We start from the raw sequence: 24,273 nt of genomic DNA, 5'->3' as shown, positions 1-24,273 counted from the left end.
CGATCGTGGGGTTACTCAGTATTCCAGTTTCGCCGCTTTGAGGTACATGCCGTCCGGGCCCAGTGCAATGCGTAATTTGCGTACATCCCCGGCTTTCAAGGTGATGTTCTGCGCGGGAGGCGCGAGCATGCCTGGCAGACAGCCGGGGGCCTGACTCGGCAACACTTTCAGGCGCAGCGACACATCGCCGGGGGGAAGGTTGAAGGAGGTGGCCTGTTCCTGGAACAGACGCCCGGCCAGTTGGTCCTGGATATACAGGCCGATCTCGCAGTGGGTCGGCACTTCCAGGCGTTCGCGGGAAATAATCAGCACCGCATAATCTTCAGCTGCCAGGGCCTGGGGCGCAGCGGCAGGCAAGCTCATCAGGCCGGCAAGGGCAAAAAACGACCAGCGCATGGCGAATGCTCCATGGTTCACAGCTAGGGAGGTTGAAGCTTGGACGACGCCGCCGCCGAATACCAGCCCGGCAGAAATACTGAGAACTTGACCTTGCCATCATGGCAAGCTCGACACTGGGCTCAACCTCATCAAAGGAGTCATGTCATGCAAATATTCAGCGTTGAAGGAATGACCTGCGGCCATTGCGTTAAAGCGGTGACCCAGGCGGTACAGAGCCAGGATTCGGCGGCAAGTGTGGAAGTCGACTTGAAGGCTAAGGAAGTGCGGGTGGCAAGCAGTCTGTCCTCTGACCAAGTGATCGACCTGATTGCCGAGGAAGGCTACAGCGTCAAGTTGGCGTGATTTTCTGATCGTTAGCCACCTAACGTAATGTTCATGGCACCCAAGCGCGGCTAGACTGTCGAGCTGCCGACTCACTTGGGTGTCTGATGAACCTTCGCATAATCCTGATTCTGGGCGCCTTGAGCGCCTTCGCGCCGTTGGCGATCGACTTTTACCTGCCGGGATTTCCGGCAATGGCCTCGGCCTTCGCCACTGACGAAAAACATATCCAGCTGACCCTGGCGGTGTATTTCGCGGGCCTGGCTATTGGCCAATTGATCTACGGGCCGCTGGCCGACCGCTTTGGCCGGCGCGTGCCGTTGCTCAGCGGCGTCACCCTGTTTACCCTCGCGTCTTTCGCTTGTGCGTATGCGCCGTCCCTGGAATGGCTGATCGGTGCACGCTTCGTGCAGGCCCTTGGCGGGTGTGCGGGCATGGTGATTTCCCGGGCGGTGGTCAGTGACAAATGCGATGCCGTGGGTTCGGCCAAGGTGTATTCGCAACTGATGCTGGTGACCGGCCTGGCCCCGATCCTGGCGCCGTTGGCCGGTGGCCTGATGGTCGGCGTGTGGGGCTGGCAGTCGATTTTCCTGGCGTTGTCGTTGTTCAGCGTGATGGCGGCCATCGCCGTGGCGGTCGGGTTGCCGGAAACCTTCCCGGCCGATCAGCCGCGTCAGCCGTTGTCGGGCTCGTTGCGCCGCTACGGCTCGCTACTGTCAGACCGGGTGTACCTGGGCTATGCCTTGACCGGCGGTATCTCGATTGCCGGAATGTTTGCCTACATCGCCGGTTCCCCCTTCGTGTTTATCAAGCTCTATGGCGTACCGGCCGAGCATTACGGCTGGTTGTTTGGCTCCAACGCCGCGGGCTTTATCCTGGTGGCGCAACTGAACGCACGCTTGCTGGCCAAGCGCGGCCCGGCGTTTTTGTTGTCGCGTACCGTGTGGGTGTACGTGGCGGCGGCGTTGACGCTGTTGGGAATTGCCGCGTTGCGCACTGAGGCACTATGGCCGTTATTGGTGCCGCTGTTTATCTGTATCGCCAGTCTGGGCTGCATTTTGCCGAATACCTCGGCCTGTGCCATGAGCGGGCAGGGGGCTCGGGCCGGCAGCGCATCGGCGTTGCTCGGTTGCATTCAGTTCGGTGTGGCTGCAGGGGCGGCGTCGTTGGTTGGTGTGTTGCACGACGGCACGGCGATGCCGATGGCCATGGTCATCAGCCTCTGCGGGGTGCTGGCGGTGACCATTGCCATGGCGACCCAGCGCCTGCAACGGGCAAGGGCCGTACAGGCGCAGGTCTGAAGTTCGGTTTAGCCAGCGGAACGTTGCTGGTTGAGGGGGAAGCGATGGGGCGCCTGGATCCGGGCCTGCAGCGTGTCGGCGAAGGCGCGGGCCTCGGCTTCACTGCGAAAGGTGATGGCCTCGCCGTCGAGACGAACTTGCCATTGGCTGCCGGGGGATTTTGCTAACGCTTTTATCAGGATTTTCATTGCTGACTTCCTCACGTAAAAGAATCGTGGCAAAGGCGGCCAATATAAACCTGAACGGGCGCATAAATATGACAAGGATCAACTCTCGGACTAATGGTGTCGTCCGTTACCTACGTGGATAACAGACGACACTGACAGCCGTTTTGTCAGAACCCTCCCAGCACAATCTTGCCCTTGGCCTTGCCGCTTTCCAGCAGGGCGTGGGCGCGGCGCAGGTTTGCTGCATTGATCACACCGAAGTGCTCGCCTACCGTAGTTTTCAGGGTGCCGGCGTCGATCAGTTCGGCCACGCGGTTGAGCAGGTTGTGCTGCTCGATCATGTCTGGCGTTTCGAACATCGAACGGGTGTACATGAACTCCCAGTGCAGCGACAGGCTCTTGCGCTTGAGCTTGCTCACATCCAGGGCCTTGGGATCGTCGATCAACGCCAGCTTGCCTTGGGGTTGCAGTGCTTCGACCAGTTGGTCCAGGTGTTGCTCGGTCTGGGTCAGGCTGGCGACGTGGGTCACTTGCCCGTGCCCGGCCTGTTTCAACACTTCGCTCAGCGGCTGGCTGTGGTCGATCACCACGTGTGCTCCCAGGGCCTTGGCCCATGCGTGAGTCTCGGGGCGCGAGGCGGTGCCGATGACCTTCAACGCGGTGAGCTGGTTGGCCAACTGAGTCAGGATCGACCCCACACCACCGGCAGCGCCGACGATCAGCAGGCTCTGGCCTTGATCGTCTTTGCCTTCAGTCACCTGCAAACGTTCGAACAACAGCTCCCACGCAGTGATAGCGGTCAACGGCAATGCGGCCGCCTCGGCAAACCCCAGGCTTTGGGGCATATGGCCGACGATGCGCTCATCAACTGTGTGCAATTCGCTGTTGCCGCCTGGGCGTACCAGGGAACCGGCGTAGTACACCTTGTCGCCGGCCTTGAACAACGTCACGTCACTGCCGACCGCCTTGACCACACCCGCCACGTCCCAACCCAGCACCTTGGCGGCGCCATTTTCCGGGGCGACGTTCTGGCGCACCTTGGTGTCCACCGGGTTGACCGAGATGGCTTTGACTTCCACCAACAGGTCACGGGGGCCGGCCACGGGGGCTGGTAGTTCGATGTCTTGCAGGGATTCTGGATCGGTGATCGGCAGTGAGGCGTAGTAGGCGATGGCTTTCATGATGACTCCAAGTGAATACGGTCAAGGTAGGAGCGAGCTTGCTCGCGAAGATCGTTAACGATGACGCGGTGTTTCTGGTTTCGCGCCTCGTCGTTGGGGTTTTCGCGAGCACGCTCGTTCCTACAAAAAAGGCGGGATCAGGCGAGAAATTTCAGGCGCTTGAGTTCGAAGTGTTCGATCACATCGGCGGCCTTGGCGCGAAAGCTCTGGATATGCGCGCTCTGGTCGTGGTCGGCCAGTGCAGCGTCGTCGCTCCAGCGCTCGAGCATGTAGAAAGTCTCGGGGTGCTGCAGGTCCTGGTGCAGGTCGTACTGCTCGCAACCGGCTTCCAGGCGGGTCGGTTCCAGCAGGCCGCGCAGCAGGGTTTCCAGGGTGGCGTGCTGGCCGGGTTTGGCGATCAGCGTGGCGATGACATTAAAAGCGGTGGACATAGTCGACTCCGGGCACGGGCTAACGGGATGGGCAGATGATTGGCTATTTCCCACGCCGATAAAAGCGGCTAAAACAGCAGGCTGTTTCAACCAAATATTGATAATGAGCGGAAATGCATGCTGCGTTTTGATGATTTGCAGTTGTTTGTGCGGGCCGCCGACTTGGGTAGCCTGTCGGCTGCGGCGCGGGTCATGGACCTGTCACCGGCGGTGGCCAGTGCCGCGCTCAAGCGTATCGAACAGCAACTGGGTACGCGCTTGCTGGCGCGCTCCACCCGCAGCCTGCGCCTGACAGCCGAAGGCGAGGGCTTCCTTGCGTACGCGCGGGCGTCACTGAGCGCGCTGGATGAAGGGCGGCGCCTATTGGCCAGTGGCCAGGATCATGTCAGTGGTGTGCTGCAATTGTCGGCACCCTCGGATTTCGGCCGCAACCAACTGTTGCCGTGGCTGGATGCGTTCCAGCAGGAGCATCCGCAACTGAACGTGCGCCTGTTGCTCGGTGATCGCATCGCCGACCTGTTCCGCCAGCCCGTGGACATTGCCCTGCGTTACGGCGAACCCGAAGACTCCAGCCTGATTGCGCTGCCCATTGCTCCGGACAATATTCGCGTACTCTGCGCCGCCCCCAGTTACCTCGCCCGGCATGGCGAGCCGCGCCATCTGGAGCAATTGGCCCAGCACAATTGCCTGCTGTACATGCTCGGCAGCCGCGTCCACGACCACTGGGGTTTTTACGATGGCAAGCGCCATGTGGGCCTGACGGTCAGCGGCGATCGCTTCAGCGATGACGCCGATGTGGTGCGCCGCTGGGCGGTGGCGGGCATGGGCATCGCCTACAAGTCCTGGCTGGATGTGAGCACCGATGTGCTGGCCGGGCGCTTGCGTCTGATCCTGCCGGAACTGCAGGGCGAGCGCACCCCGCTCAACCTGCTGTGCGCCCACCGTGCGCAATTGAGTAAACCCATCAATCTGCTGCGGGACATGCTCGTGTCCCGTTGTGCGACATTGACGGCCCAGCGACCGGGACGAATGGCTTCTCGTCAATAGCCTGCGCCACGCTCGGAAGTTTCACTCATATCTTGTCCTGATTTGCACCGTCAGACACCGGGGAACCTCCTGCCTGCGCACCTATACTTGGGCGTCAACCGCAGCAGAAAAATGGTTTAACAGGGAGTGAATACATGGGAGCAGCACCTTGCATCAGTCAGATCGCCAGCTTGCTCGCCGAGCCTAAACGCACGGCCATGCTCTGGGCCTTGATGGACGGTTCGGCGAAGACTTCCGAAGAACTGGCGACGCTGGCCGGGCTGTCGCCGGCGTCAGCCAATGCACATTTGGCGCGGCTGTCCGGCAGCGGCCTGTTGCGGATCGAGGCGCGGCGGGGCCAGCGCCTGTTTCGTGTAGCGGCGGCCGATGTCAGTGCCGCCATTGATGCGCTGGCCAGCACCACTATGGCCAGCGCGGCCCGCAGCACACCTGATGTTTTGCCAGCGGCGCTGCGCGCACCGCCATTGCTGCGCCGTGCCCGCTGGTGCCATGGCCACCTCGGCGGCGAGCTGGCGGCGCAGTTGTATCAACGGATGCTTGAGGCCGGGTGGATCGAGCGCCATGAGCCGCGTACAGAGGTGACGCCCAATGGCGTGCAGGCATTGGCGCAGCTGGGCATTTTTACCCAGGCATTGGCATCGCCGCTGGCCTGCGACTGTTTCGACTGGAGCCAGCAGCAACCCCACCTGGGCGGTGCGTTGGGGGCGGGCTTGATGCAACTGTTTCTGCAGGCGAACTGGATCAGCGTGATCAACGAGTCACGGGCCTTGTCGGTCAATGACCTGGGGCTTGAGCACATAGCTCGCATTGCCAAGCTGTAGGCGTCGTTCTCAGCTGTCGTCAGGTCGCATCCAGCAATAGCCGGCGCAAACGATGCCGCACACTCGCAAGGGGGATTTTTCATACGAGGGGTGTGGCATGGGTAGGCAGGGTTATAGCGCGGCGGAACGCCTGGAACGGTTGCCCATCAGCGGTTACCACCGAATCATTTTCATCATCATCGCCCTGGCGTTTTTCTTTGACTCCATGGACCTGGCGATGATGACCTTCCTGTTGGGCTCGATCAAAACCGAGTTTGGCCTGAGCACGGCCCAGGCCGGGTTGCTGGCCAGTTCGAGTTTTTTCGGCATGGTGGTGGGCGCTTCTCTGTCCGGGATGCTTGCTGATCGATTCGGTCGCAAACCGGTGTTTCAGTGGAGCATCGTCCTCTGGGGGTTGGCGAGCTACTTGTGTTCCACGGCCCAGACGGTGGAGACGCTGACGTTGTTTCGGATCCTGCTGGGCATTGGCATGGGCATGGAGTTTCCCATTGCCCAGTCGATGCTGTCGGAGCTGATCCCCGCTAAAAGACGCGGGCGCTATATCGCCTTGATGGATGGTTTCTGGCCGTTGGGCTTTGTGGCTGCGGGCGTACTGTCTTACTTCTTGTTACCGGTGATTGGCTGGCGCGACATCTTCCTGGTGCTGGCGGTACCGGCGGTGTTCGTGCTGGCCATCCGTTTCTTTATCCCGGAGTCGCCGCGTTGGCTGGAACAGGCTGGGCGCCATGAGGCGGCGGACAAGGTCTTGCTTGGCATCGAGCAGAAGGTGCGCGATTCCCTGGGCCGTGCCGACTTGCCGGAGCCAATTGCCCTGCCACGGATCGAGAGTGCGCCGGGGACGTTTTTCTCCGCGTTCCAGCAGCTGTGGTCGGCGCAGTACCGCCAACGCACGATGATGATCTGGAGTGTGTGGTTCTTCGCCCTGCTTGGGTTCTACGGGCTGACGTCGTGGTTGAGTGCGTTGTTGCAGCAATCGGGTTTTGCCGTGACTCAGTCGGTGTATTACACGGTGATCATTTCCCTGGGCGGAATCCCAGGCTTTTTGATGGCCGCGTGGTTGGTGGAGCGCTGGGGACGCAAGCCTGTGTGCGTGGTGACCCTGCTGGGCGGCGGGGTGATGGCGTTTCTGTATGGGCAGAGCGCAGTGTTTGGCGGCAACGTGGGCCTGCTGATCACCTCGGGGTTGTTGATGCAGTTCTTCCTGTTTGGCATGTGGGCGGTGCTGTACACCTACACGCCGGAGTTGTATCCCACCTCGGCACGTGCAACCGGCTCGGGGTTTGCGTCGGCGATTGGGCGGGTTGGTTCGTTGCTGGGGCCGTTGGTGACCGGGTTGGTGTTCCCGATAACCGGGCAGGGCGGGGTATTTGCCTTGGGCGCGCTGTGCTTTGCGGTGGCGGCGCTGGTGGTGTGGCTGTTCGGGATGGAGACCAAGGGCAAGACCCTGGAAGAACTCACCCAGGCTTGAAGCCGATGGGGCCATGTGGGGGCCATGTGGGAGCCGGGCTTGCCCGCGATAGCGGTAGGTCAGGCAATAAGAGGCTGGCTGATACACCGCTATCGCAGGCAACCCAGCTCCCACAGGTTGAGTCCAAGTCTATTCAGTTACGGTTTCACGAGCCGCGCATCCAGGCTGTTCTGCGCCAGGCGTTTGGCCTGGTCCTGGGTCATGCCCAGGGAGGTGTGCAGCGCGTGGAAGTTCTCGGTGACATAACCGCCGAAGTAGGCAGGGTCGTCCGAGTTCACGGTGACTTTTACACCACGCTCGAGCATGTCGAGGATGTTGTGCTGGGCCATGTCGTCGAACACGCAGAGCTTGGTGTTGGACAGCGGGCATACCGTCAGCGGGATCTGTTCGTCGATGATGCGCTGCATCAAGCGCTCGTCTTCGATGGCGCGCACGCCGTGGTCGATGCGCTGGATTTTCAGCAGGTCGATGGCTTCCCAGATGTACTCGGGCGGGCCTTCTTCACCGGCGTGGGCCACGGTCAGGAAGCCTTCGTGACGGGCACGGTCGAACACGCGCTGGAACTTGCTCGGTGGGTGGCCCATTTCCGAGCTGTCCAGGCCCACGGCCACGAACGCGTCACGGAACGGCAGCGCCTGGTCGAGGGTTTTCTGCGCTTCGTCTTCGCTCAGGTGGCGCAGGAAGCTGAGGATCAAACCGCTGGTGATGCCCAGTTGCTGCTCGCCGTCTTTAAGCGCAGCGGCGATGCCGTTGAGCACCACTTCGAACGGCACGCCACGATCGGTGTGGGTTTGCGGGTCGAAGAAGGGTTCGGTGTGGATCACGTTCTGGGCTTTGCAGCGCAGCAGGTAAGCCCAGGTCAGGTCGTAAAAGTCCTGGGACATGCGCAGCACATCGGCGCCCTTGTAATACAGGTCGAGAAACTCTTGCAGGTTGTTGAAGGCGTAGGCTTTGCGCAGGGTTTCGACGTCGTTCCATGGCAGCGCAATCTTGTTGCGCTCGGCCAGGGCGAACAGCAACTCAGGCTCCAGCGAGCCTTCCAGGTGCAGGTGCAATTCAGCCTTGGGCAGGGCGTTGAGCCAATCGTACATTTTTAAAATCTCATCAGGTGCAATGGCGGCATTCTACAGGCCATGGCTGAAATAATCGGCAAAACCTGACCAGCAGGAGAGTATTTCTGTCACTCACGCAAGGGCGGCCTGAACTAAGGTGTAACGAAACGTTAGCGGCTCGGCGCAGTCTGTACCCCATCAATGACTGATTCGCTGTACGAAAAGGCCCGGAATGCTCACATCCCTCAAGCAAGAAAAATTCATGCTGCTGGCGCTGATTGCCGCCATCGCCGCCTACCCGCTGGAGCACTGGATGCTCCACAGCGGCCAACTGGTTGCGTTGCTGGCCGGCTTTGCGCTGATCGCGTTTATCGTGATGGCGTCGATGCGCGTGGCCCATCACGCCGAACAGTTGGCGGAAAAAGTCGGCGACCCCTACGGCACCATGATCCTGACCCTCGCCGCGGTATTGGTGGAAGTGGTGATCCTGGCGATCATGATGAGTAACGAGCCATCGCCCACCCTGGTGCGCGACACCATCTACTCAGCGGTGATGCTCGATATCAACGGTATCCTCGGCCTGGCCGCGCTGATGGGCGGCATCAAGCATGGCGAACAGTCCTACAACGATGACTCGGCGCGCACCTACAGTGTGATGATTCTTACCGCCATGGGGGTGTCGATGGTGGTACCGGAATTTATCCCCGAAGCGGACTGGAAAATTTACTCGGCTTTCACCATTGGCGCGATGGTGGTGCTTTACACCTTGTTCCTGCGCATGCAGGTGGGGCCGCACAGTTATTTCTTCAGCTACAGCTACCCGGAGAAACGCCGTAAGAAACAGCCGGAAGACGAGCACGCGCGGTCTGTCAGCCTGACGTTTTCCATTGCGACCCTGGTGTTTGGGGTGATCGTGATTGGCGCGCTGGCCGAGGTGATGTCCAAGACCCTCGACCTGGGCCTGGAAGGCACAGGCGCACCACCAGTGATTACCGCGATTGTGGTGGCGGCTATCTCGGCCGCTCCGGAAATCCTCACGGCATTGCGCGCCGCGTTGGCCAACCGCATGCAATCGGTGGTCAACATCGCGCTGGGGGCGTCGTTGTCCACGGTGATCCTGACGGTGCCGGTGATGGAAGCCATGGCGCTCTACACCGGGCAGCCGTTCCAGATGGCGATGACGCCGGTGCAAACGGTTATGGTGTTTATCACGCTGATCGTCAGCGCGATCAACCTCAACGATGGTGAAACCAATGCGATAGAAGGGATGACGCATTTTGTGTTGTTTGCGACCTTTATCATGCTGTCGCTGTTGGGGCTGTAACCCGATTTGAAAGGCGCCGCAGACCCAATGTGGGAGCGGGCTTGCTCGCGAATGCGGTGTGTCAGTCAGTACATCTGTGACTGAACCACCGCATTCGCGAGCAAGCCCGCTCTCACATTTTGATTGGCGCCTGGCTTAGGTGCCCGCGATCAAATGGCGCGCGGCCTGGCTGTGATCGGCGATCAAGCCCTTGAGGTCCAGGCCTTCGACTTGACCATCGATCACCCGCCACTTGCCGCCAACCATCACTCGATCCGCCCGGTCCGCGCCGCACAGCAGCAGTGCGGAAATGGGGTCATGGCTGCCGGAGAAGCGCAGCTCATCGAGCTTGAACAGTGCCAGGTCCGCCTGCTTGCCGACGGCCAACTCGCCAATGTCTGTGCGCCCCAGCAACTGCGCCGAGCCCTTGGTGGCCCAGCCCAATACGCCTTCGGGGGTGATCTTTTCCGCGCCGTAGCGCAGGCGCTGGATGTACAGGGCCTGGCGGGCTTCAAGGATCATGTTCGAAGCGTCGTTGGAGGCCGAGCCGTCCACGCCCAAGCCGATCGGGGCGCCGGCGGCAAGCAGGTCCAGGGTGGGGCAGATGCCGGAGGCCAGGCGCATATTCGAGCTTGGGCAATGGCAGATGCCGGTGCCGGCTGCGCCCAGGCGCTCGATTTCGTCCGGGTTGAAGTGAATGCCGTGGGCCAGCCAGGTGCGCGGGCCGAGCCAGCCGACGCTGTCGAGGTAATCAACGGTACGCAGCCCGAAGCGTTGCAGGCAGAAATCTTCCTCATCCAGAGTTTCCGCCAAATGGGTGTGCAGGCGCACGTCCAGCTGGTTGGCCAGCTCGGCGCTGGCTTGCATGATTTCGGGGGTGACGGAAAACGGCGAGCACGGCGCCAGGGCGATCTGGATCTGCGCACCGTCACCGCGCTGGTGATATTCGCGGATCAGGCGCTGGCTGTCTTCGAGAATCACCTGGCCTTGCTGCACCGTTTGCTGCGGCGGCAGGCCGCCATCGGCTTCGCCCAGGCTCATGGAACCGCGGGTGAGCATGGCGCGCATCCCCAGTTCACGCACGCTGCCTACCTGCACATCAATGGCGTTTTCCAAACCATCGGGGAACAGGTAGTGGTGATCGGCCGCCGTGGTGCAGCCCGAGAGCAGCAATTCGGCCAGGGCGACTTTGCTGGCCAGGGCGAGTTTTTCCGGGGTGAGCCGCGCCCATACCGGGTACAGGGTTTTCAGCCAGGGAAACAGCGGCTGGTTGACCACTGGGCCCCAGGCGCGGGTCAGGGTTTGATAGAAGTGGTGGTGGGTATTGATCAGCCCAGGCAGCACCACATGCTCGCGGGCATCGAACACCTGTGCGCAGGGTTGTGCAGGTGCCTGCCCTTGGGCCAGCACTTCTGTGATGACACCGTCTTGCAGCACCAGGCCGCCACGGGCATCAAGGCGATTGGCAGTGAATATCGCGAGGGGGTTTTTTAACCAGATACGGGTCGCAGGCATTGGCCGGCTCCTCTGAATGATGGGTTCAGGTTTGCCAGCTCAGTGTTGCCCTGTCTGCTGATCCAGGGTCGCCGGGGAGGGCGAGGTGGGCAGTTTACCTCTGTGGGAGCGAGCTTGCTCGCGAAAATCGTCAATGATGACGCGGGCAGTCTGGTTTAACGCAGTGCTTGGGCGTTCTTCGCGAGCAAGCTCGCTCCTACAGTGGAGGGTGGTTACCAGGTGATGGTGTCGCCCTTGTAGTCGACGAAGTGATGGCCGCCTTTGCCGGTGTAGGCATTTACCTGGTCCACCAGGCCGCGCACGCTGGTCTCGACGTCGATGTGGGCATTTTCGCCGCCCATGTCGGTCTTCACCCAACCTGGATGCAGCGACAGCACCGTCGGCTTGGGCTCGCCCAGTTGCGTGATAAAGCTATTGGTCATCGAATTGAGGGCGGCCTTGCTGGCCTTGTACAGCGCCAGGTCCGAGCCGTCGGGAATGGTCACGCTGCCCAGTACCGAACTCATGAAGGCCAGCACGCCGGTGTCTTTGCGGATCTGCCCGACAAAGCGCTGGGCCAGGTTGATTGGCGCCACGGCGTTGGTGAAGAACAACTGGCCGACTTCCGCCAGGGTCGCGTGGCCGGGCTCCTGGTTGGCCGGGCCCTTGACGCCAGCGTTGACGAACAGCAGGTCGAAGGTGCGGTCTTTCAGGCGTTGGGCTAGGGCGATCACGGCTTGCTGGTCGTCCATATCCAACTTCTCGATCTGCACCGGCCCCACGGCTTTCAGGGCATCAGCCTTGTTCGGATCGCGCACGGTGGCGGTCACGTCCCAGCCGTCCTGGAGCAGTTGCTTGACCAGGCCAAGGCCCAGCCCGCGCGAGGCGCCGATGATCAGTGCTGTTTTTGGCGTAGACATGAAAGGCTTCCTTTGAAATCGCAGTTCAGGGAGTTCAGCGCATAACAGTAGCAGTTTCAGCGTTCGAGCAGGATGCGCCCACGGCTCAGGTCGGCGAGCTGGGTTTGCAGGGTGTCGATGTGCGCCTCCCCCAGGGCGAGCTGCAGCTCTACGCCATTGGCGGAGAAGGTTTCTTCCACCACAAGCCCGCCGAGTTCAGCGACACGCAGCTTCACCAGGTTCAGTTCGGAGAAGCCACAGGCGCAGCTCAGAGGTACGCGGCTGATCAGCTCGATGCGCTCGGCATTTTGCAGGCATTTATTGGCCCCGCCGCCATAGGCACGGGCCAAGCCACCCGTGCCCAGTTGAATGCCGCCGTACCAGCGGATCACCAAGACGGCCACCTGATCAAAGCCCTGGGCCTCGATGGCCGCGAGGATCGGGCGCCCGGCGGTGCCACCGGGTTCGCCGTCATCGCTGCTGCGGTATTGATCGCCCAGCTTCCAGGCCCAGCAGTTGTGCGTGGCGTTCAGGTCGCTGTGTCGCTCGAAAAACGCTTGGGCGTCCTGCGGGCTGGTAATCGGCGCCGCCAAGGTGATAAAGCGGCTTTTGCGTATTTCTTCACGAAACTCGCAAAAACCGGTGAGCGTAAAAGACATAAATCGCTTCGTTTATAGGGCTGGCTTGATGCCGCAGCCTTTGAGAATGATATGGATCAGATTGGTGCCGGCATCTTCCATGTCCTGCTTGGTCAGCTTGGTGCGACCGGTGACGCGGCAGATCTGGGTGGCGAAGTCAGCGTAGTGCTGGGTGCTGCCCCACAGCAGGAAGATCAGATGCACGGGGTCGACGGGGTCCATTTTGCCGGCGTCGATCCACGCCTGGAACACTGCGGCACGGCCACTGAACCAGGCCCGATAGTCCTGGCCGAAATATTCCGTGAGGCATTCGCCACCGCTGATGATCTCCATGGCGAAGATCCGCGAGGCTTGGGGTTGGCGGCGCGAGAATTCCATCTTGGTGCGGATGTAACGAGCGAGCGCCACGGCCGGGTCATCCTCGGCGGTCAGCGCGTTGAAGGTGCTGTCCCAGAGTTCGAGGATGTTGCTCAGCACTGCGATGTACAGGCCCAGCTTGTTGGTGAAGTAATAGTGCAAGTTGGCCTTGGGCAGCCCGGCGCTGGCAGCGATGGTGTTCATGCTGGTGCCTTTGTAGCCATGGCGCGCGAATTCATCTTCAGCAGCCTGGAGAATCGCTTGTTCATTCTTTTGCCGAATGCGGCTGGCGGGTTTACCGCCGTGGTTGCTGTGGGCAGGAACTTCGAGGCTCATGGAGGTTTCCGTGCTGATCGATAGAGACGACGTGTGCACAGATAACCCACCCTCAAGCCTCAGACAAGTCCTGATGCAATAAAACCGTCAAAGCGGTTCCAGGCTGTCGCGTTCCGGGGTGTGGTTTGCGGCGGTGGTACTTGCCTTGGCCTCCGGCAGTAACAGGCACAGGAGGATGGCGGTGATACCGCCGCTGGTGATGGCGGAGTCGAACAGGTTCTGCACCAGTGTCGGCATCAGGTGCAGCAGGTTAGGTTGCGCGGCGATACCCAGGCCAACACCGAACGAGGTGGCGATAATCAGCATGCTGCGTCGATCCAGCGGTGCCTGGGCGAGAATGCGCACGCCGGCTGCGGCCACACTGCCGAACATCACCAGGGTCGCGCCGCCCAGCACCGGCTTGGGGATTTGCTGCAGCACGGCGCCAATCAGCGGAAATAGGCCCAGACAGAACAGCAACACGCCGATGTATAAACCGACGTAACGGCTGGCCACGCCGGTGAGCTGGATCACACCATTGTTCTGCGCAAACGTGGTGTTGGGGAAAGCGCTGAAAGTGGCGGCGATCATGCAGCTCACCCCATCGCCGAGGACGCCGCCCTTGAGCCGGCTTATATAAGAAGGGCCGCTGATAGGCTGGCGGGCAATCATGCAATTGGCGGTGAGGTCGCCGACGGTTTCGATGCTGCTGATCAGATAAATCAGCGCAATCGGCAGGAAGGCGCTCCAGTCGAAGTTGAAACCAAAGCGGAATGGTGTAGGCAGGCTGACCAATGGCAGGTCAGGCAAAGCCTGGGGAATCAGTTTACCGCTGAACCACGCCGCGAGGCTGCCCAGGGCCAGGCCGATGATGATGGCCGACAGGCGTACCCAGGGCGTGTTCGAGCGGTTGAGCAGGATGATCGTCAGTACAACGAACAGGCCCAGCGCCAAGTTGGCGGGGGCGCCGAAGTCCGGTGCATTGAAACCGCCGCCGAGGTCGGTGATGCCCACTTTGATCAGGCTGATGCCGATCAGCGTAATCACAATGCCGGTCACCAGCGGTGTGATCACGCGGCGCAGCTGGCCGATAAAGCGGCTCAATACAATCTGTACCGCCGCGCCGAAGAAGCACACGCCGAAAATCATCGCCAGAATGTCTTCCGGGCTGCCGCCGCGTTGTTTCACCAGAAAGCCTGCAGACAACACCGCGCCGAGAAACGCAAAGCTGGTGCCTTGCAGGCAGATCATGCCGGCACCGATACCAAACGGCCTGCGTGCCTGGATGAAGGTGCCTACGCCGGAAACCATCAACGCCATGCTGATCAGGTAGGGCAAGTGGGCGGTGAGGCCGAGGGTGGAGCCAATAATCAGAGGCGGCGTGATAATGCCGACGAACGCCGCCAATACATGTTGCAGCGCCGCGAGGAGAGCCGGCAGTGGTTTCGGCCGGTCGTTGAGGCCGTAGATGAGGTCGCTGGGGCTGGAGGATTTTGGGGGCATGGCGGGTCAACTCAAGGCGGACGGTTCAAGGTCCTTGAGTCCTTGCAAAAAGCTGTCCATATGCTCAGCTTTTTGCGCGAGGCCCGAATCAGCGGGTGGCGGCCAGGCTTTCCAGGAAACTTTCCAGCACCAAATGAGGGCGACGGCCCTTGCGCGTGACCGATGCCAGGCTCAAATCGTAAAAACGTGTAGCCGGTTTCAGCGCACGCAGTCGGCCTTGTTGTACCCACAGGCTGGCGTAGTGATCGGGCAGGTAGCCGATATAACGCCCGGTGAGAATCAGGAACGCCATGCCTTCACGGTCTGACGCACTGGCGGTGCAGTTGAGCGCCTGGTAATGGGCCTGGATTTCCGCAGGTAAGCGGAAGGTGGGGGCGATGGCGTCCTGGCTGTCGACGCGCTCGTCGTCGAGTTGCTTGTTGTCGGCGTAAAACAGCGGGTGGCCGACCGCGCAATAGAGCAAGGAACGTTCGCTGTACAACGGCTGGTATTCCAGGCCCGACAGTGCGCTGGCCTGGGGCACCACACCGACGTGCAGGCGACCGTCGAGTACGCCTTGCTCCACTTCATTGGGGGCGATCATGCGGATCTGGATCTGCACGTCCGGGCCGCGTTCTTTCAACTGCGCCAATGCGTGGGTGATGCGCATATGGGGCAGAGTGACAAGGTTATCGGTGAGGCCAATGATCAACTCGCCGCGCAAATGTTGGTGCAGGCCGTTGACCTCGGTGCGAAAACTTTCCAGGGCACTCAGCAGTTGCAGGGCAGATTGATAGACCTCGCGGCCTTCTTCCGTCAGGGAAAAACCGGCGCGGCCGCGTTGGCAGAGTCGTAGCCCTAGTCGTTGCTCAAGGTCGCTCATCTGCTGGCTGATGGCCGAGCGCCCGATGCCGAGAACGGTTTCCGCTGCCGAGAAGCCGCCGCACTCCACTACGCTGCGAAAGATGCGCAGCAGGCGAATATCGAAGTCACTGACTTGGGCCAAAGGGTCGGGACGACGGCTGCTCATAGTTTAGTGAAGTCCTGACTGAAGGTTAGAAGAGTTGGATTTCACCGACTTTATCCCCGTGGCAATTTAGCTGCAACAACGCTTTTTCAATCCCGACGCTGCCTTTTGCCCTGCGAGGTTTTGCTGATGAACATGCCCGAAAACGCCCCATCGTCCCTGGCCAGCCAATTGAAGCTGGATGCGCACTGGATGCCTTACACCGCCAACCGCAACTTCCAGCGCGATCCACGCCTGATCGTGGCCGCCGAAGGTAGCTGGTTGACCGATGACAAGGGGCGCAAGGTCTATGATTCGTTGTCGGGCCTTTGGACCTGTGGCGCCGGGCATACGCGCAAGGAAATCCAGGAAGCGGTCGCCAAGCAATTGGGCACCTTGGACTACTCTCCAGGCTTCCAGTACGGTCATCCGTTGTCCTTCCAGTTGGCGGAAAAAATCACCGAGCTGACCCCAGGCAACCTGAATCATGTGTTCTTCACCGATTCGGGCTCTGAATGTGCCGATACGGCGGTGAAGATGGTGCGGGCCTACTGGCGCCTGAAAGGCCAGGCCACGAAGACCAAGATGATTGGTCGCGCCCGTGGTTACCACGGCGTGAACATTGCCGGTACCAGCCTGGGCGGTGTGAACGGTAACCGTAAGCTGTTTGGCCAGGCGATGATGGATGTTGACCATCTGCCTCACACCTTGCTGGCCAGCAACGCTTTCTCCCGGGGCATGCCGGAGCAGGGCGGTATTGCCTTGGCCGATGAGTTGCTCAAGCTGATCGAGCTGCATGACGCGTCGAACATTGCGGCCGTATTTGTCGAGCCTATGGCCGGTTCCGCTGGGGTATTGGTGCCACCGCAGGGGTATCTCAAGCGTCTGCGCGAAATTTGCGACCAGCACAATATCCTGTTGGTGTTCGACGAAGTGATCACGGGCTTTGGCCGCACCGGCTCGATGTTCGGTGCCGACAGCTTCGGCGTGACCCCGGACCTGATGTGCATTGCCAAGCAAGTCACCAACGGCGCGATCCCGATGGGCGCGGTGATTGCCAGCAGCGAGATCTACCAGACCTTCATGAACCAGGCGACGCCGGAATACGCAGTGGAATTCCCCCACGGCTACACCTACTCGGCGCACCCGGTGGCTTGCGCGGCGGGCTTGGCGGCATTGGACCTGTTGCAGAAAGAAAACCTGGTGCAGAGCGTAGCCGAAGTCGCGCCGCACTTTGAGAATGCGCTGCACGGTTTGAAGGGCAGCAAGAATGTGATCGACATTCGCAACTACGGCCTGGCCGGTGCGATTCAGATTTCCCCACGTGATGGAGATGCCATTGTGCGTCCATTCGAGGCCGGCATGGCGTTGTGGAAGGCCGGTTTCTATGTGCGTTTTGGCGGCGACACCCTGCAGTTCGGGCCAACCTTCAACAGCCAGCCGCAGGACCTGGACCGTCTGTTTGACGCGGTCGGCGAAGTGCTGAACAAGATCGACTGATTTCTCCTTCTATATAGAACAATTTTTCAGGAGCCCTGCATGAGCCTTATCCAGCATTTGATCAACGGTGAACTGGTCAACGACAGCGGTCGTAGTGCCGACGTCTATAACCCGTCTACCGGCCAGGTGATTCACCAGGTGCCTTTGGCCAGCCGTGAAACCATTCAACAGGCGATTGACTCAGCCAAGGCGGCGTTTCCGGCTTGGCGCAATACGCCGCCGGCCAAGCGTGCCCAAGTGATGTTTCGTTTCAAGCAACTGCTGGAGCAGAACGAAGCACGGATCTCGCAGTTGATCAGCGAAGAACATGGCAAGACCCTGGAAGACGCCGCGGGTGAACTCAAGCGTGGGATCGAGAACGTGGAGTACGCGTGCTCGGCGCCGGAGATTCTCAAGGGTGAATACAGCCGCAACGTAGGGCCGAACATTGATGCGTGGTCGGACTTCCAGCCGTTGGGCGTGGTGGCGGGTATCACCCCGTTCAACTTCCCGGCGATGGTGCCGTTGTGGATGTACCCGCTGGCGATTGTCTGCGGTAACTGTTTCATCCTTAAACCTTCAGAGCGCGACCCGAGTTCGACGCTGTTGATCGCGCAGCTGTTGCAGGAAGCCGGACTGCCCAAAGGCGTGCTCAGCGTGGTGCATGGCGACAAGGGCGCGGTGGACGCATTGATCGAAGCTCCGGAAGTCAAAGCCTTGAGCTTTGTAGGTTCGACGCCGATTGCCGAGTACATCTATTCCGAAGCGACCAAACGCGGCAAGCGCGTGCAGGCGCTGGGTGGGGCGAAGAATCACGCGGTGCTGATGCCGGATGCAGACCTGGATAACGCTGTGAGTGCCCTGATGGGCGCGGCTTATGGTTCCTGCGGTGAGCGTTGCATGGCGATCTCGGTGGCTGTGTGCGTGGGCGACCAGGTAGCGGATGCGTTGATCGCCAAGCTGGCGCCTCAGGTCAAGGCGTTGAAGATTGGTGCGGGCACTTCTTGCGGGCTGGATATGGGCCCGTTGGTGACGGGGCAGGCGCGAGATAAAGTCAGTGGCTATATAGAGGACGGTGTGTCGGCGGGGGCTGAGCTGGTCGTTGACGGCCGTGGCTTGAGTGTTGCAGGGCATGAGCAAGGTTTTTTCCTCGGTGGCAGCTTGTTTGACCGTGTGACCCCTGAGATGCGTATCTATAAAGAAGAGATCTTTGGGCCGGTGCTGTGCGTAGTGCGGGTGGATAGCCTGGAAGCGGCGATGCAGCTGATCAACGATCATGAATACGGCAACGGTACTTGTATCTTCACCCGTGACGGTGAAGCGGCGCGCCTGTTCTGTGATGAGATTGAAGTCGGCATGGTGGGGGTTAACGTGCCGCTGCCTGTGCCGGTTGCGTATCACAGCTTTGGTGGCTGGAAGCGTTCGCTGTTTGGCGACTTGCATGCCTATGGGCCGGACGGGGTGCGTTTCTATACCCGTCGCAAGGCAATCACCCAGCGTTGGCCGCAACGGGCCAGCCATGAAGCGTCGCAATTCGCCTTCCCTAGCCTGTAAGGCTCGGTAGGTAAAAGGCCGGCCCCTTGGGGCCGGCCTTTGCATTATTGGGGCTTTTTTGACTTATATGACAGAAATGTGAAAAAGAAGGTTGACGGCAGATTCTGGAAGCCTATAATTCGCCCCACTTCCGGCGCAGTCGAAACGGAAAACTCCTTGTTAAACAATGAGTTATGCAGTTTTCGGTAGCAAGTTGCTTCAGTTCATCGAAGCCAGAAGGAAGGTGAAAAAGAGGTGTTGACAGCAGCGTGTAACGCTGTAGAATTCGCCTCCCGCTTACGAGAGATCGCAAGCGCAAGTGGTTGAAGTTGTTGAAGAAATCTTCGAAAGCTTCTGAAAATAATCACTTGACAGCAAATGAGGCTGCTGTAGAATGCGCGCCTCGGTTGAGACGAAAGATCTTAACCAACCGCTCTTTAACAACTGAATCAAGCAATTCGTGTGGGTGCTTGTGGGGTCAGACTGATAGTCAAAAAGATTATCAGCATCACAAGTTACTCCGCGAGAAATCAAAGATGTAACCAACGATTGCTGAGCCAAGTTTAGGGTTTCTTAAAAACCCAAAGATGTTTGAACTGAAGAGTTTGATCATGGCTCAGATTGAACGCTGGCGGCAGGCCTAACACATGCAAGTCGAGCGGTAGAGAGAAGCTTGCTTCTCTTGAGAGCGGCGGACGGGTGAGTAATGCCTAGGAATCTGCCTGGTAGTGGGGGATAACGTTCGGAAACGGACGCTAATACCGCATACGTCCTACGGGAGAAAGCAGGGGACCTTCGGGCCTTGCGCTATCAGATGAGCCTAGGTCGGATTAGCTAGTTGGTGGGGTAATGGCTCACCAAGGCGACGATCCGTAACTGGTCTGAGAGGATGATCAGTCACACTGGAACTGAGACACGGTCCAGACTCCTACGGGAGGCAGCAGTGGGGAATATTGGACAATGGGCGAAAGCCTGATCCAGCCATGCCGCGTGTGTGAAGAAGGTCTTCGGATTGTAAAGCACTTTAAGTTGGGAGGAAGGGTTGTAGATTAATACTCTGCAATTTTGACGTTACCGACAGAATAAGCACCGGCTAACTCTGTGCCAGCAGCCGCGGTAATACAGAGGGTGCAAGCGTTAATCGGAATTACTGGGCGTAAAGCGCGCGTAGGTGGTTTGTTAAGTTGGATGTGAAATCCCCGGGCTCAACCTGGGAACTGCATTCAAAACTGACTGACTAGAGTATGGTAGAGGGTGGTGGAATTTCCTGTGTAGCGGTGAAATGCGTAGATATAGGAAGGAACACCAGTGGCGAAGGCGACCACCTGGACTAATACTGACACTGAGGTGCGAAAGCGTGGGGAGCAAACAGGATTAGATACCCTGGTAGTCCACGCCGTAAACGATGTCAACTAGCCGTTGGAAGCCTTGAGCTTTTAGTGGCGCAGCTAACGCATTAAGTTGACCGCCTGGGGAGTACGGCCGCAAGGTTAAAACTCAAATGAATTGACGGGGGCCCGCACAAGCGGTGGAGCATGTGGTTTAATTCGAAGCAACGCGAAGAACCTTACCAGGCCTTGACATCCAATGAACTTTCTAGAGATAGATTGGTGCCTTCGGGAACATTGAGACAGGTGCTGCATGGCTGTCGTCAGCTCGTGTCGTGAGATGTTGGGTTAAGTCCCGTAACGAGCGCAACCCTTGTCCTTAGTTACCAGCACGTAATGGTGGGCACTCTAAGGAGACTGCCGGTGACAAACCGGAGGAAGGTGGGGATGACGTCAAGTCATCATGGCCCTTACGGCCTGGGCTACACACGTGCTACAATGGTCGGTACAGAGGGTTGCCAAGCCGCGAGGTGGAGCTAATCCCATAAAACCGATCGTAGTCCGGATCGCAGTCTGCAACTCGACTGCGTGAAGTCGGAATCGCTAGTAATCGCGAATCAGAATGTCGCGGTGAATACGTTCCCGGGCCTTGTACACACCGCCCGTCACACCATGGGAGTGGGTTGCACCAGAAGTAGCTAGTCTAACCTTCGGGAGGACGGTTACCACGGTGTGATTCATGACTGGGGTGAAGTCGTAACAAGGTAGCCGTAGGGGAACCTGCGGCTGGATCACCTCCTTAATCGACGACATCAGCTGCTCCATAAGTTCCCACACGAATTGCTTGATTCATTGAAGAAGACGAAAGAAGCAGCCCGAAATTGGGTCTGTAGCTCAGTTGGTTAGAGCGCACCCCTGATAAGGGTGAGGTCGGCAGTTCGAATCTGCCCAGACCCACCAATTTTGTGTGGGAAACGCCTGTAGAAATACGGGGCCATAGCTCAGCTGGGAGAGCGCCTGCCTTGCACGCAGGAGGTCAACGGTTCGATCCCGTTTGGCTCCACCACTACTGCTTCTGTTTGTATAAAGCTTAGAAATGAGCATTCCATCGTTGTGATGGTGAATGTTGATTTCTAGTCTTTGACTAGTTCGTTCTTTAAAAATTTGGGTATGTGATAGAAAGATAGACTGAACGTTACTTTCACTGGTAACGGATCAGGCTAAGGTAAAATTTGTGAGTTCTCTTAATTGAGAAATTCGAATTTTCGGCGAATGTCGTCTTCACAGTATAACCAGATTGCTTGGGGTTATATGGTCAAGTGAAGAAGCGCATACGGTGGATGCCTTGGCAGTCAGAGGCGATGAAAGACGTGGTAGCCTGCGAAAAGCTTCGGGGAGTCGGCAAACAGACTTTGATCCGGAGATGTCTGAATGGGGGAACCCAGCCATCATAAGATGGTTATCTTGTACTGAATACATAGGTGCAAGAGGCGAACCAGGGGAACTGAAACATCTAAGTACCCTGAGGAAAAGAAATCAACCGAGATTCCCTTAGTAGTGGCGAGCGAACGGGGACTAGCCCTTAAGTGGCTTTGAGATTAGCGGAACGCTCTGGAAAGTGCGGCCATAGTGGGTGATAGCCCTGTACGCGAAAATCTCTTAGTCATGAAATCGAGTAGGACGGAGCACGAGAAACTTTGTCTGAATATGGGGGGACCATCCTCCAAGGCTAAATACTACTGACTGACCGATAGTGAACTAGTACCGTGAGGGAAAGGCGAAAAGAACCCCGGAGAGGGGAGTGAAATAGATCCTGAAACCGTATGCGTACAAGCAGTGGGAGCCCACTTTGTTGGGTGACTGCGTACCTTTTGTATAATGGGTCAGCGACTTATTTTCAGTGGCGAGCTTAACCGAATAGGGGAGGCGTAGCGAAAGCGAGTCTTAATAGGGCGTCTAGTCGCTGGGAATAGACCCGAAACCGGGCGATCTATCCATGGGCAGGTTGAAGGTTGGGTAACACTAACTGGAGGACCGAACCGACTACCGTTGAAAAGTTAGCGGATGACCTGTGGATCGGAGTGAAAGGCTAATCAAGCTCGGAGATAGCTGGTTCTCCTCGAAAGCTATTTAGGTAGCGCCTCATGTATCACTGTAGGGGGTAGAGCACTGTTTCGGCTAGGGGGTCATCCCGACTTACCAAACCGATGCAAACTCCGAATACCTACAAGTGCCGAGCATGGGAGACACACGGCGGGTGCTAACGTCCGTCGTGAAAAGGGAAACAACCCAGACCGTCAGCTAAGGTCCCAAAGTTATGGTTAAGTGGGAAACGATGTGGGAAGGCTTAGACAGCTAGGAGGTTGGCTTAGAAGCAGCCACCCTTTAAAGAAAGCGTAATAGCTCACTAGTCGAGTCGGCCTGCGCGGAAGATGTAACGGGGCTCAAACCATACACCGAAGCTACGGGTATCACGTAAGTGATGCGGTAGAGGAGCGTTCTGTAAGCCTGTGAAGGTGAGTTGAGAAGCTTGCTGGAGGTATCAGAAGTGCGAATGCTGACATGAGTAACGATAATGGGTGTGAAAAACACCCACGCCGAAAGACCAAGGTTTCCTGCGCAACGTTAATCGACGCAGGGTTAGTCGGTCCCTAAGGCGAGGCTGAAAAGCGTAGTCGATGGAAAACAGGTTAATATTCCTGTACTTCTGGTTATTGCGATGGAGGGACGGAGAAGGCTAGGCCAGCTTGGCGTTGGTTGTCCAAGTTTAAGGTGGTAGGCTGGAATCTTAGGTAAATCCGGGATTCTAAGGCCGAGAGCTGATGACGAGTTACCTTTTAGGTAACGAAGTGGTTGATGCCATGCTTCCAAGAAAAGCTTCTAAGCTTCAGGTAACCAGGAACCGTACCCCAAACCGACACAGGTGGTTGGGTAGAGAATACCAAGGCGCTTGAGAGAACTCGGGTGAAGGAACTAGGCAAAATGGCACCGTAACTTCGGGAGAAGGTGCGCCGGTGAGGGTGAAGGACTTGCTCCGTAAGCTCATGCCGGTCGAAGATACCAGGCCGCTGCGACTGTTTATTAAAAACACAGCACTCTGCAAACACGAAAGTGGACGTATAGGGTGTGACGCCTGCCCGGTGCCGGAAGGTTAATTGATGGGGTTAGCTAACGCGAAGCTCTTGATCGAAGCCCCGGTAAACGGCGGCCGTAACTATAACGGTCCTAAGGTAGCGAAATTCCTTGTCGGGTAAGTTCCGACCTGCACGAATGGCGTAACGATGGCGGCGCTGTCTCCACCCGAGACTCAGTGAAATTGAAATCGCTGTGAAGATGCAGTGTATCCGCGGCTAGACGGAAAGACCCCGTGAACCTTTACTATAGCTTTGCACTGGACTTTGAATTTGCTTGTGTAGGATAGGTGGGAGGCTTTGAAGCGTGGACGCCAGTCTGCGTGGAGCCATCCTTGAAATACCACCCTGGCAACTTTGAGGTTCTAACTCAGGTCCGTTATCCGGATCGAGGACAGTGTATGGTGGGTAGTTTGACTGGGGCGGTCTCCTCCTAAAGAGTAACGGAGGAGTACGAAGGTGCGCTCAGACCGGTCGGAAATCGGTCGTAGAGTATAAAGGCAAAAGCGCGCTTGACTGCGAGACAGACACGTCGAGCAGGTACGAAAGTAGGTCTTAGTGATCCGGTGGTTCTGTATGGAAGGGCCATCGCTCAACGGATAAAAGGTACTCCGGGGATAACAGGCTGATACCGCCCAAGAGTTCATATCGACGGCGGTGTTTGGCACCTCGATGTCGGCTCATCACATCCTGGGGCTGAAGCCGGTCCCAAGGGTATGGCTGTTCGCCATTTAAAGTGGTACGCGAGCTGGGTTTAGAACGTCGTGAGACAGTTCGGTCCCTATCTGCCGTGGACGTTTGAGATTTGAGAGGGGCTGCTCCTAGTACGAGAGGACCGGAGTGGACGAACCTCTGGTGTTCCGGTTGTCACGCCAGTGGCATTGCCGGGTAGCTATGTTCGGAATAGATAACCGCTGAAAGCATCTAAGCGGGAAACTAGCCTCAAGATGAGATCTCACTGGAACCTTGAGTTCCCTGAAGGGCCGTCGAAGACTACGACGTTGATAGGTTGGGTGTGTAAGCGCTGTGAGGCGTTGAGCTAACCAATACTAATTGCCCGTGAGGCTTGACCATATAACACCCAAGCAATTTGAGTCGAAAGGCCAGATTGCGGTGTGTG

General features: G+C 58.5%; 19 protein-coding genes, 2 tRNA genes and 2 rRNA genes. 12 read left to right on the top strand and 11 right to left on the bottom strand.

Going from position 1 to position 24,273, the window contains the following annotated elements:
• Nucleotides 1-15 precede the first annotated feature (15 nt).
• Entirely contained in the window at nt 16-396 is a 381-nt protein-coding gene (locus HU730_RS10020) for a hypothetical protein (protein WP_034125899.1), read from the bottom strand.
• A gap of 147 nt (nt 397-543) precedes the next feature.
• Between HU730_RS10020 and HU730_RS10015 the strand changes: the two genes are divergently transcribed.
• Entirely contained in the window at nt 544-741 is a 198-nt protein-coding gene (locus HU730_RS10015; RefSeq protein WP_072445975.1) for a cation transporter, read from the top strand.
• Between the two features lie 86 nt (nt 742-827).
• Nucleotides 828-2,021, top strand: coding sequence for a multidrug effflux MFS transporter (locus tag HU730_RS10010; RefSeq protein WP_034125901.1), 1,194 nt, complete (start codon nt 828-830; stop codon nt 2,019-2,021).
• 8 nt (nt 2,022-2,029) lie between these two features.
• On the opposite strand, the gene HU730_RS10005 is transcribed toward HU730_RS10010, so the two are convergent.
• The 3 genes from HU730_RS10005 to HU730_RS09995 all read right to left on the bottom strand — a co-directional run bounded on the left by HU730_RS10005 (nt 2,030) and on the right by HU730_RS09995 (nt 3,800).
• Nucleotides 2,030-2,209: a hypothetical protein gene (locus HU730_RS10005; protein ID WP_014716767.1), complete on the bottom strand. Its 180-nt coding sequence runs from the start codon at nt 2,207-2,209 to the stop codon at nt 2,030-2,032.
• A gap of 146 nt (nt 2,210-2,355) precedes the next feature.
• Complete coding sequence (locus HU730_RS10000) at nt 2,356-3,369, bottom strand: zinc-binding alcohol dehydrogenase family protein (protein WP_186527440.1); 1,014 nt, start codon at nt 3,367-3,369, stop codon at nt 2,356-2,358.
• A 137-nt stretch (nt 3,370-3,506) separates the two neighbouring features.
• On the bottom strand, nt 3,507-3,800 hold the full coding sequence (locus tag HU730_RS09995) for a putative quinol monooxygenase (protein ID WP_003188253.1): 294 nt from the start codon (nt 3,798-3,800) through the stop codon (nt 3,507-3,509).
• Nucleotides 3,801-3,917: 117 nt separating this feature from the next.
• On the opposite strand from HU730_RS09995, the gene HU730_RS09990 reads away from it, so the two are divergent.
• The 3 genes from HU730_RS09990 (at nt 3,918) to HU730_RS09980 (ending at nt 7,136) form a co-directional block, all read left to right on the top strand.
• Complete coding sequence (locus HU730_RS09990; protein WP_034125904.1) at nt 3,918-4,847, top strand: LysR family transcriptional regulator; 930 nt, start codon at nt 3,918-3,920, stop codon at nt 4,845-4,847.
• Nucleotides 4,848-4,981: 134 nt separating this feature from the next.
• On the top strand, nt 4,982-5,668 hold the full coding sequence (locus HU730_RS09985) for a helix-turn-helix transcriptional regulator (protein WP_034125905.1): 687 nt from the start codon (nt 4,982-4,984) through the stop codon (nt 5,666-5,668).
• A 97-nt stretch (nt 5,669-5,765) separates the two neighbouring features.
• Nucleotides 5,766-7,136, top strand: coding sequence for an MFS transporter (locus tag HU730_RS09980; RefSeq protein WP_034125906.1), 1,371 nt, complete (start codon nt 5,766-5,768; stop codon nt 7,134-7,136).
• A gap of 137 nt (nt 7,137-7,273) precedes the next feature.
• Here HU730_RS09980 and HU730_RS09975 read toward each other — a convergent pair whose 3' ends face one another.
• Nucleotides 7,274-8,227 carry an adenosine deaminase gene (locus HU730_RS09975; protein ID WP_186527441.1) on the bottom strand — a complete coding sequence of 318 codons (954 nt, stop codon included), beginning with the start codon at nt 8,225-8,227 and terminating at the stop codon, nt 7,274-7,276.
• Nucleotides 8,228-8,420: 193 nt separating this feature from the next.
• On the opposite strand from HU730_RS09975, the gene HU730_RS09970 reads away from it, so the two are divergent.
• Nucleotides 8,421-9,512: a calcium:proton antiporter gene (locus HU730_RS09970; protein ID WP_186527442.1), complete on the top strand. Its 1,092-nt coding sequence runs from the start codon at nt 8,421-8,423 to the stop codon at nt 9,510-9,512.
• A gap of 135 nt (nt 9,513-9,647) precedes the next feature.
• On the opposite strand, the gene HU730_RS09965 is transcribed toward HU730_RS09970, so the two are convergent.
• The 6 genes from HU730_RS09965 to HU730_RS09940 form a co-directional block, all read right to left on the bottom strand.
• The gene (locus HU730_RS09965; protein WP_096143479.1) at nt 9,648-11,006 is read right to left on the bottom strand and encodes an 8-oxoguanine deaminase; all 1,359 of its coding nucleotides are present in this window, start codon (nt 11,004-11,006) and stop codon (nt 9,648-9,650) included.
• Nucleotides 11,007-11,218: 212 nt separating this feature from the next.
• A complete protein-coding gene (locus HU730_RS09960) occupies nt 11,219-11,905 on the bottom strand; it encodes an SDR family oxidoreductase (protein WP_047712496.1) in 687 nt (228 codons plus the stop codon).
• Nucleotides 11,906-11,961: 56 nt separating this feature from the next.
• Complete coding sequence (locus HU730_RS09955; RefSeq protein WP_186527443.1) at nt 11,962-12,543, bottom strand: YigZ family protein; 582 nt, start codon at nt 12,541-12,543, stop codon at nt 11,962-11,964.
• Nucleotides 12,544-12,555: 12 nt separating this feature from the next.
• Complete coding sequence (locus tag HU730_RS09950; RefSeq protein ID WP_034125910.1) at nt 12,556-13,215, bottom strand: TetR/AcrR family transcriptional regulator; 660 nt, start codon at nt 13,213-13,215, stop codon at nt 12,556-12,558.
• An 87-nt stretch (nt 13,216-13,302) separates the two neighbouring features.
• A complete protein-coding gene (locus HU730_RS09945; protein WP_034125911.1) occupies nt 13,303-14,697 on the bottom strand; it encodes a nucleobase:cation symporter-2 family protein in 1,395 nt (464 codons plus the stop codon).
• A gap of 88 nt (nt 14,698-14,785) precedes the next feature.
• Complete coding sequence (locus HU730_RS09940; RefSeq protein WP_034125912.1) at nt 14,786-15,706, bottom strand: LysR family transcriptional regulator; 921 nt, start codon at nt 15,704-15,706, stop codon at nt 14,786-14,788.
• Between the two features lie 126 nt (nt 15,707-15,832).
• On the opposite strand from HU730_RS09940, the gene HU730_RS09935 reads away from it, so the two are divergent.
• The 6 genes from HU730_RS09935 to HU730_RS09910 all read left to right on the top strand — a co-directional run bounded on the left by HU730_RS09935 (nt 15,833) and on the right by HU730_RS09910 (nt 24,227).
• On the top strand, nt 15,833-17,182 hold the full coding sequence (locus HU730_RS09935; RefSeq protein ID WP_034125913.1) for an aspartate aminotransferase family protein: 1,350 nt from the start codon (nt 15,833-15,835) through the stop codon (nt 17,180-17,182).
• Between the two features lie 39 nt (nt 17,183-17,221).
• Nucleotides 17,222-18,715 (top strand): CoA-acylating methylmalonate-semialdehyde dehydrogenase, encoded by a 1,494-nt coding sequence (locus HU730_RS09930; protein ID WP_034125914.1) that lies wholly within the window; start codon nt 17,222-17,224, stop codon nt 18,713-18,715.
• A gap of 572 nt (nt 18,716-19,287) precedes the next feature.
• Nucleotides 19,288-20,824 (top strand): 16S ribosomal RNA (locus HU730_RS09925).
• Nucleotides 20,825-20,905: 81 nt separating this feature from the next.
• A tRNA-Ile gene (locus tag HU730_RS09920) sits at nt 20,906-20,982 on the top strand.
• A gap of 30 nt (nt 20,983-21,012) precedes the next feature.
• A tRNA-Ala gene (locus HU730_RS09915) sits at nt 21,013-21,088 on the top strand.
• Nucleotides 21,089-21,335: 247 nt separating this feature from the next.
• Nucleotides 21,336-24,227, top strand: a 23S ribosomal RNA gene (locus tag HU730_RS09910).
• The 16S and 23S rRNA genes sit together here with 2 tRNA genes alongside, the layout of an rRNA operon.
• Nucleotides 24,228-24,273: the final 46 nt, after the last annotated feature.

The sequence above is a fragment of the Pseudomonas sp. SWRI22 genome (genome assembly GCF_014268395.2).
Taxonomy (GTDB): domain Bacteria; phylum Pseudomonadota; class Gammaproteobacteria; order Pseudomonadales; family Pseudomonadaceae; genus Aquipseudomonas; species Aquipseudomonas paracarnis.
This window is presented reverse-complemented; position numbering and strand designations above follow the sequence as displayed.

What these genes read in the sequence shown, in the direction of transcription:
- HU730_RS09965 (WP_096143479.1), bottom strand. Translation starts at nt 11,006, where the DNA reads ATGCCTGCGACCCGTATCTGGTTAAAAAACCCCCTCGCGATATTCACT.
- HU730_RS09950 (WP_034125910.1), bottom strand. Translation starts at nt 13,215, where the DNA reads ATGAGCCTCGAAGTTCCTGCCCACAGCAACCACGGCGGTAAACCCGCC.
- HU730_RS09945 (WP_034125911.1), bottom strand. Translation starts at nt 14,697, where the DNA reads ATGCCCCCAAAATCCTCCAGCCCCAGCGACCTCATCTACGGCCTCAAC.
- HU730_RS09995 (WP_003188253.1), bottom strand. Translation starts at nt 3,800, where the DNA reads ATGTCCACCGCTTTTAATGTCATCGCCACGCTGATCGCCAAACCCGGC.
- HU730_RS09940 (WP_034125912.1), bottom strand. Translation starts at nt 15,706, where the DNA reads ATGAGCAGCCGTCGTCCCGACCCTTTGGCCCAAGTCAGTGACTTCGAT.
- HU730_RS09930 (WP_034125914.1), top strand. Translation starts at nt 17,222, where the DNA reads ATGAGCCTTATCCAGCATTTGATCAACGGTGAACTGGTCAACGACAGC.
- HU730_RS09960 (WP_047712496.1), bottom strand. Translation starts at nt 11,905, where the DNA reads ATGTCTACGCCAAAAACAGCACTGATCATCGGCGCCTCGCGCGGGCTG.
- HU730_RS09975 (WP_186527441.1), bottom strand. Translation starts at nt 8,227, where the DNA reads ATGTACGATTGGCTCAACGCCCTGCCCAAGGCTGAATTGCACCTGCAC.
- HU730_RS09935 (WP_034125913.1), top strand. Translation starts at nt 15,833, where the DNA reads ATGAACATGCCCGAAAACGCCCCATCGTCCCTGGCCAGCCAATTGAAG.
- HU730_RS09970 (WP_186527442.1), top strand. Translation starts at nt 8,421, where the DNA reads ATGCTCACATCCCTCAAGCAAGAAAAATTCATGCTGCTGGCGCTGATT.
- HU730_RS09985 (WP_034125905.1), top strand. Translation starts at nt 4,982, where the DNA reads ATGGGAGCAGCACCTTGCATCAGTCAGATCGCCAGCTTGCTCGCCGAG.
- HU730_RS09955 (WP_186527443.1), bottom strand. Translation starts at nt 12,543, where the DNA reads ATGTCTTTTACGCTCACCGGTTTTTGCGAGTTTCGTGAAGAAATACGC.
- HU730_RS10005 (WP_014716767.1), bottom strand. Translation starts at nt 2,209, where the DNA reads ATGAAAATCCTGATAAAAGCGTTAGCAAAATCCCCCGGCAGCCAATGG.
- HU730_RS09990 (WP_034125904.1), top strand. Translation starts at nt 3,918, where the DNA reads ATGCTGCGTTTTGATGATTTGCAGTTGTTTGTGCGGGCCGCCGACTTG.
- HU730_RS10000 (WP_186527440.1), bottom strand. Translation starts at nt 3,369, where the DNA reads ATGAAAGCCATCGCCTACTACGCCTCACTGCCGATCACCGATCCAGAA.
- HU730_RS09980 (WP_034125906.1), top strand. Translation starts at nt 5,766, where the DNA reads ATGGGTAGGCAGGGTTATAGCGCGGCGGAACGCCTGGAACGGTTGCCC.
- HU730_RS10010 (WP_034125901.1), top strand. Translation starts at nt 828, where the DNA reads ATGAACCTTCGCATAATCCTGATTCTGGGCGCCTTGAGCGCCTTCGCG.
- HU730_RS10015 (WP_072445975.1), top strand. Translation starts at nt 544, where the DNA reads ATGCAAATATTCAGCGTTGAAGGAATGACCTGCGGCCATTGCGTTAAA.
- HU730_RS10020 (WP_034125899.1), bottom strand. Translation starts at nt 396, where the DNA reads ATGCGCTGGTCGTTTTTTGCCCTTGCCGGCCTGATGAGCTTGCCTGCC.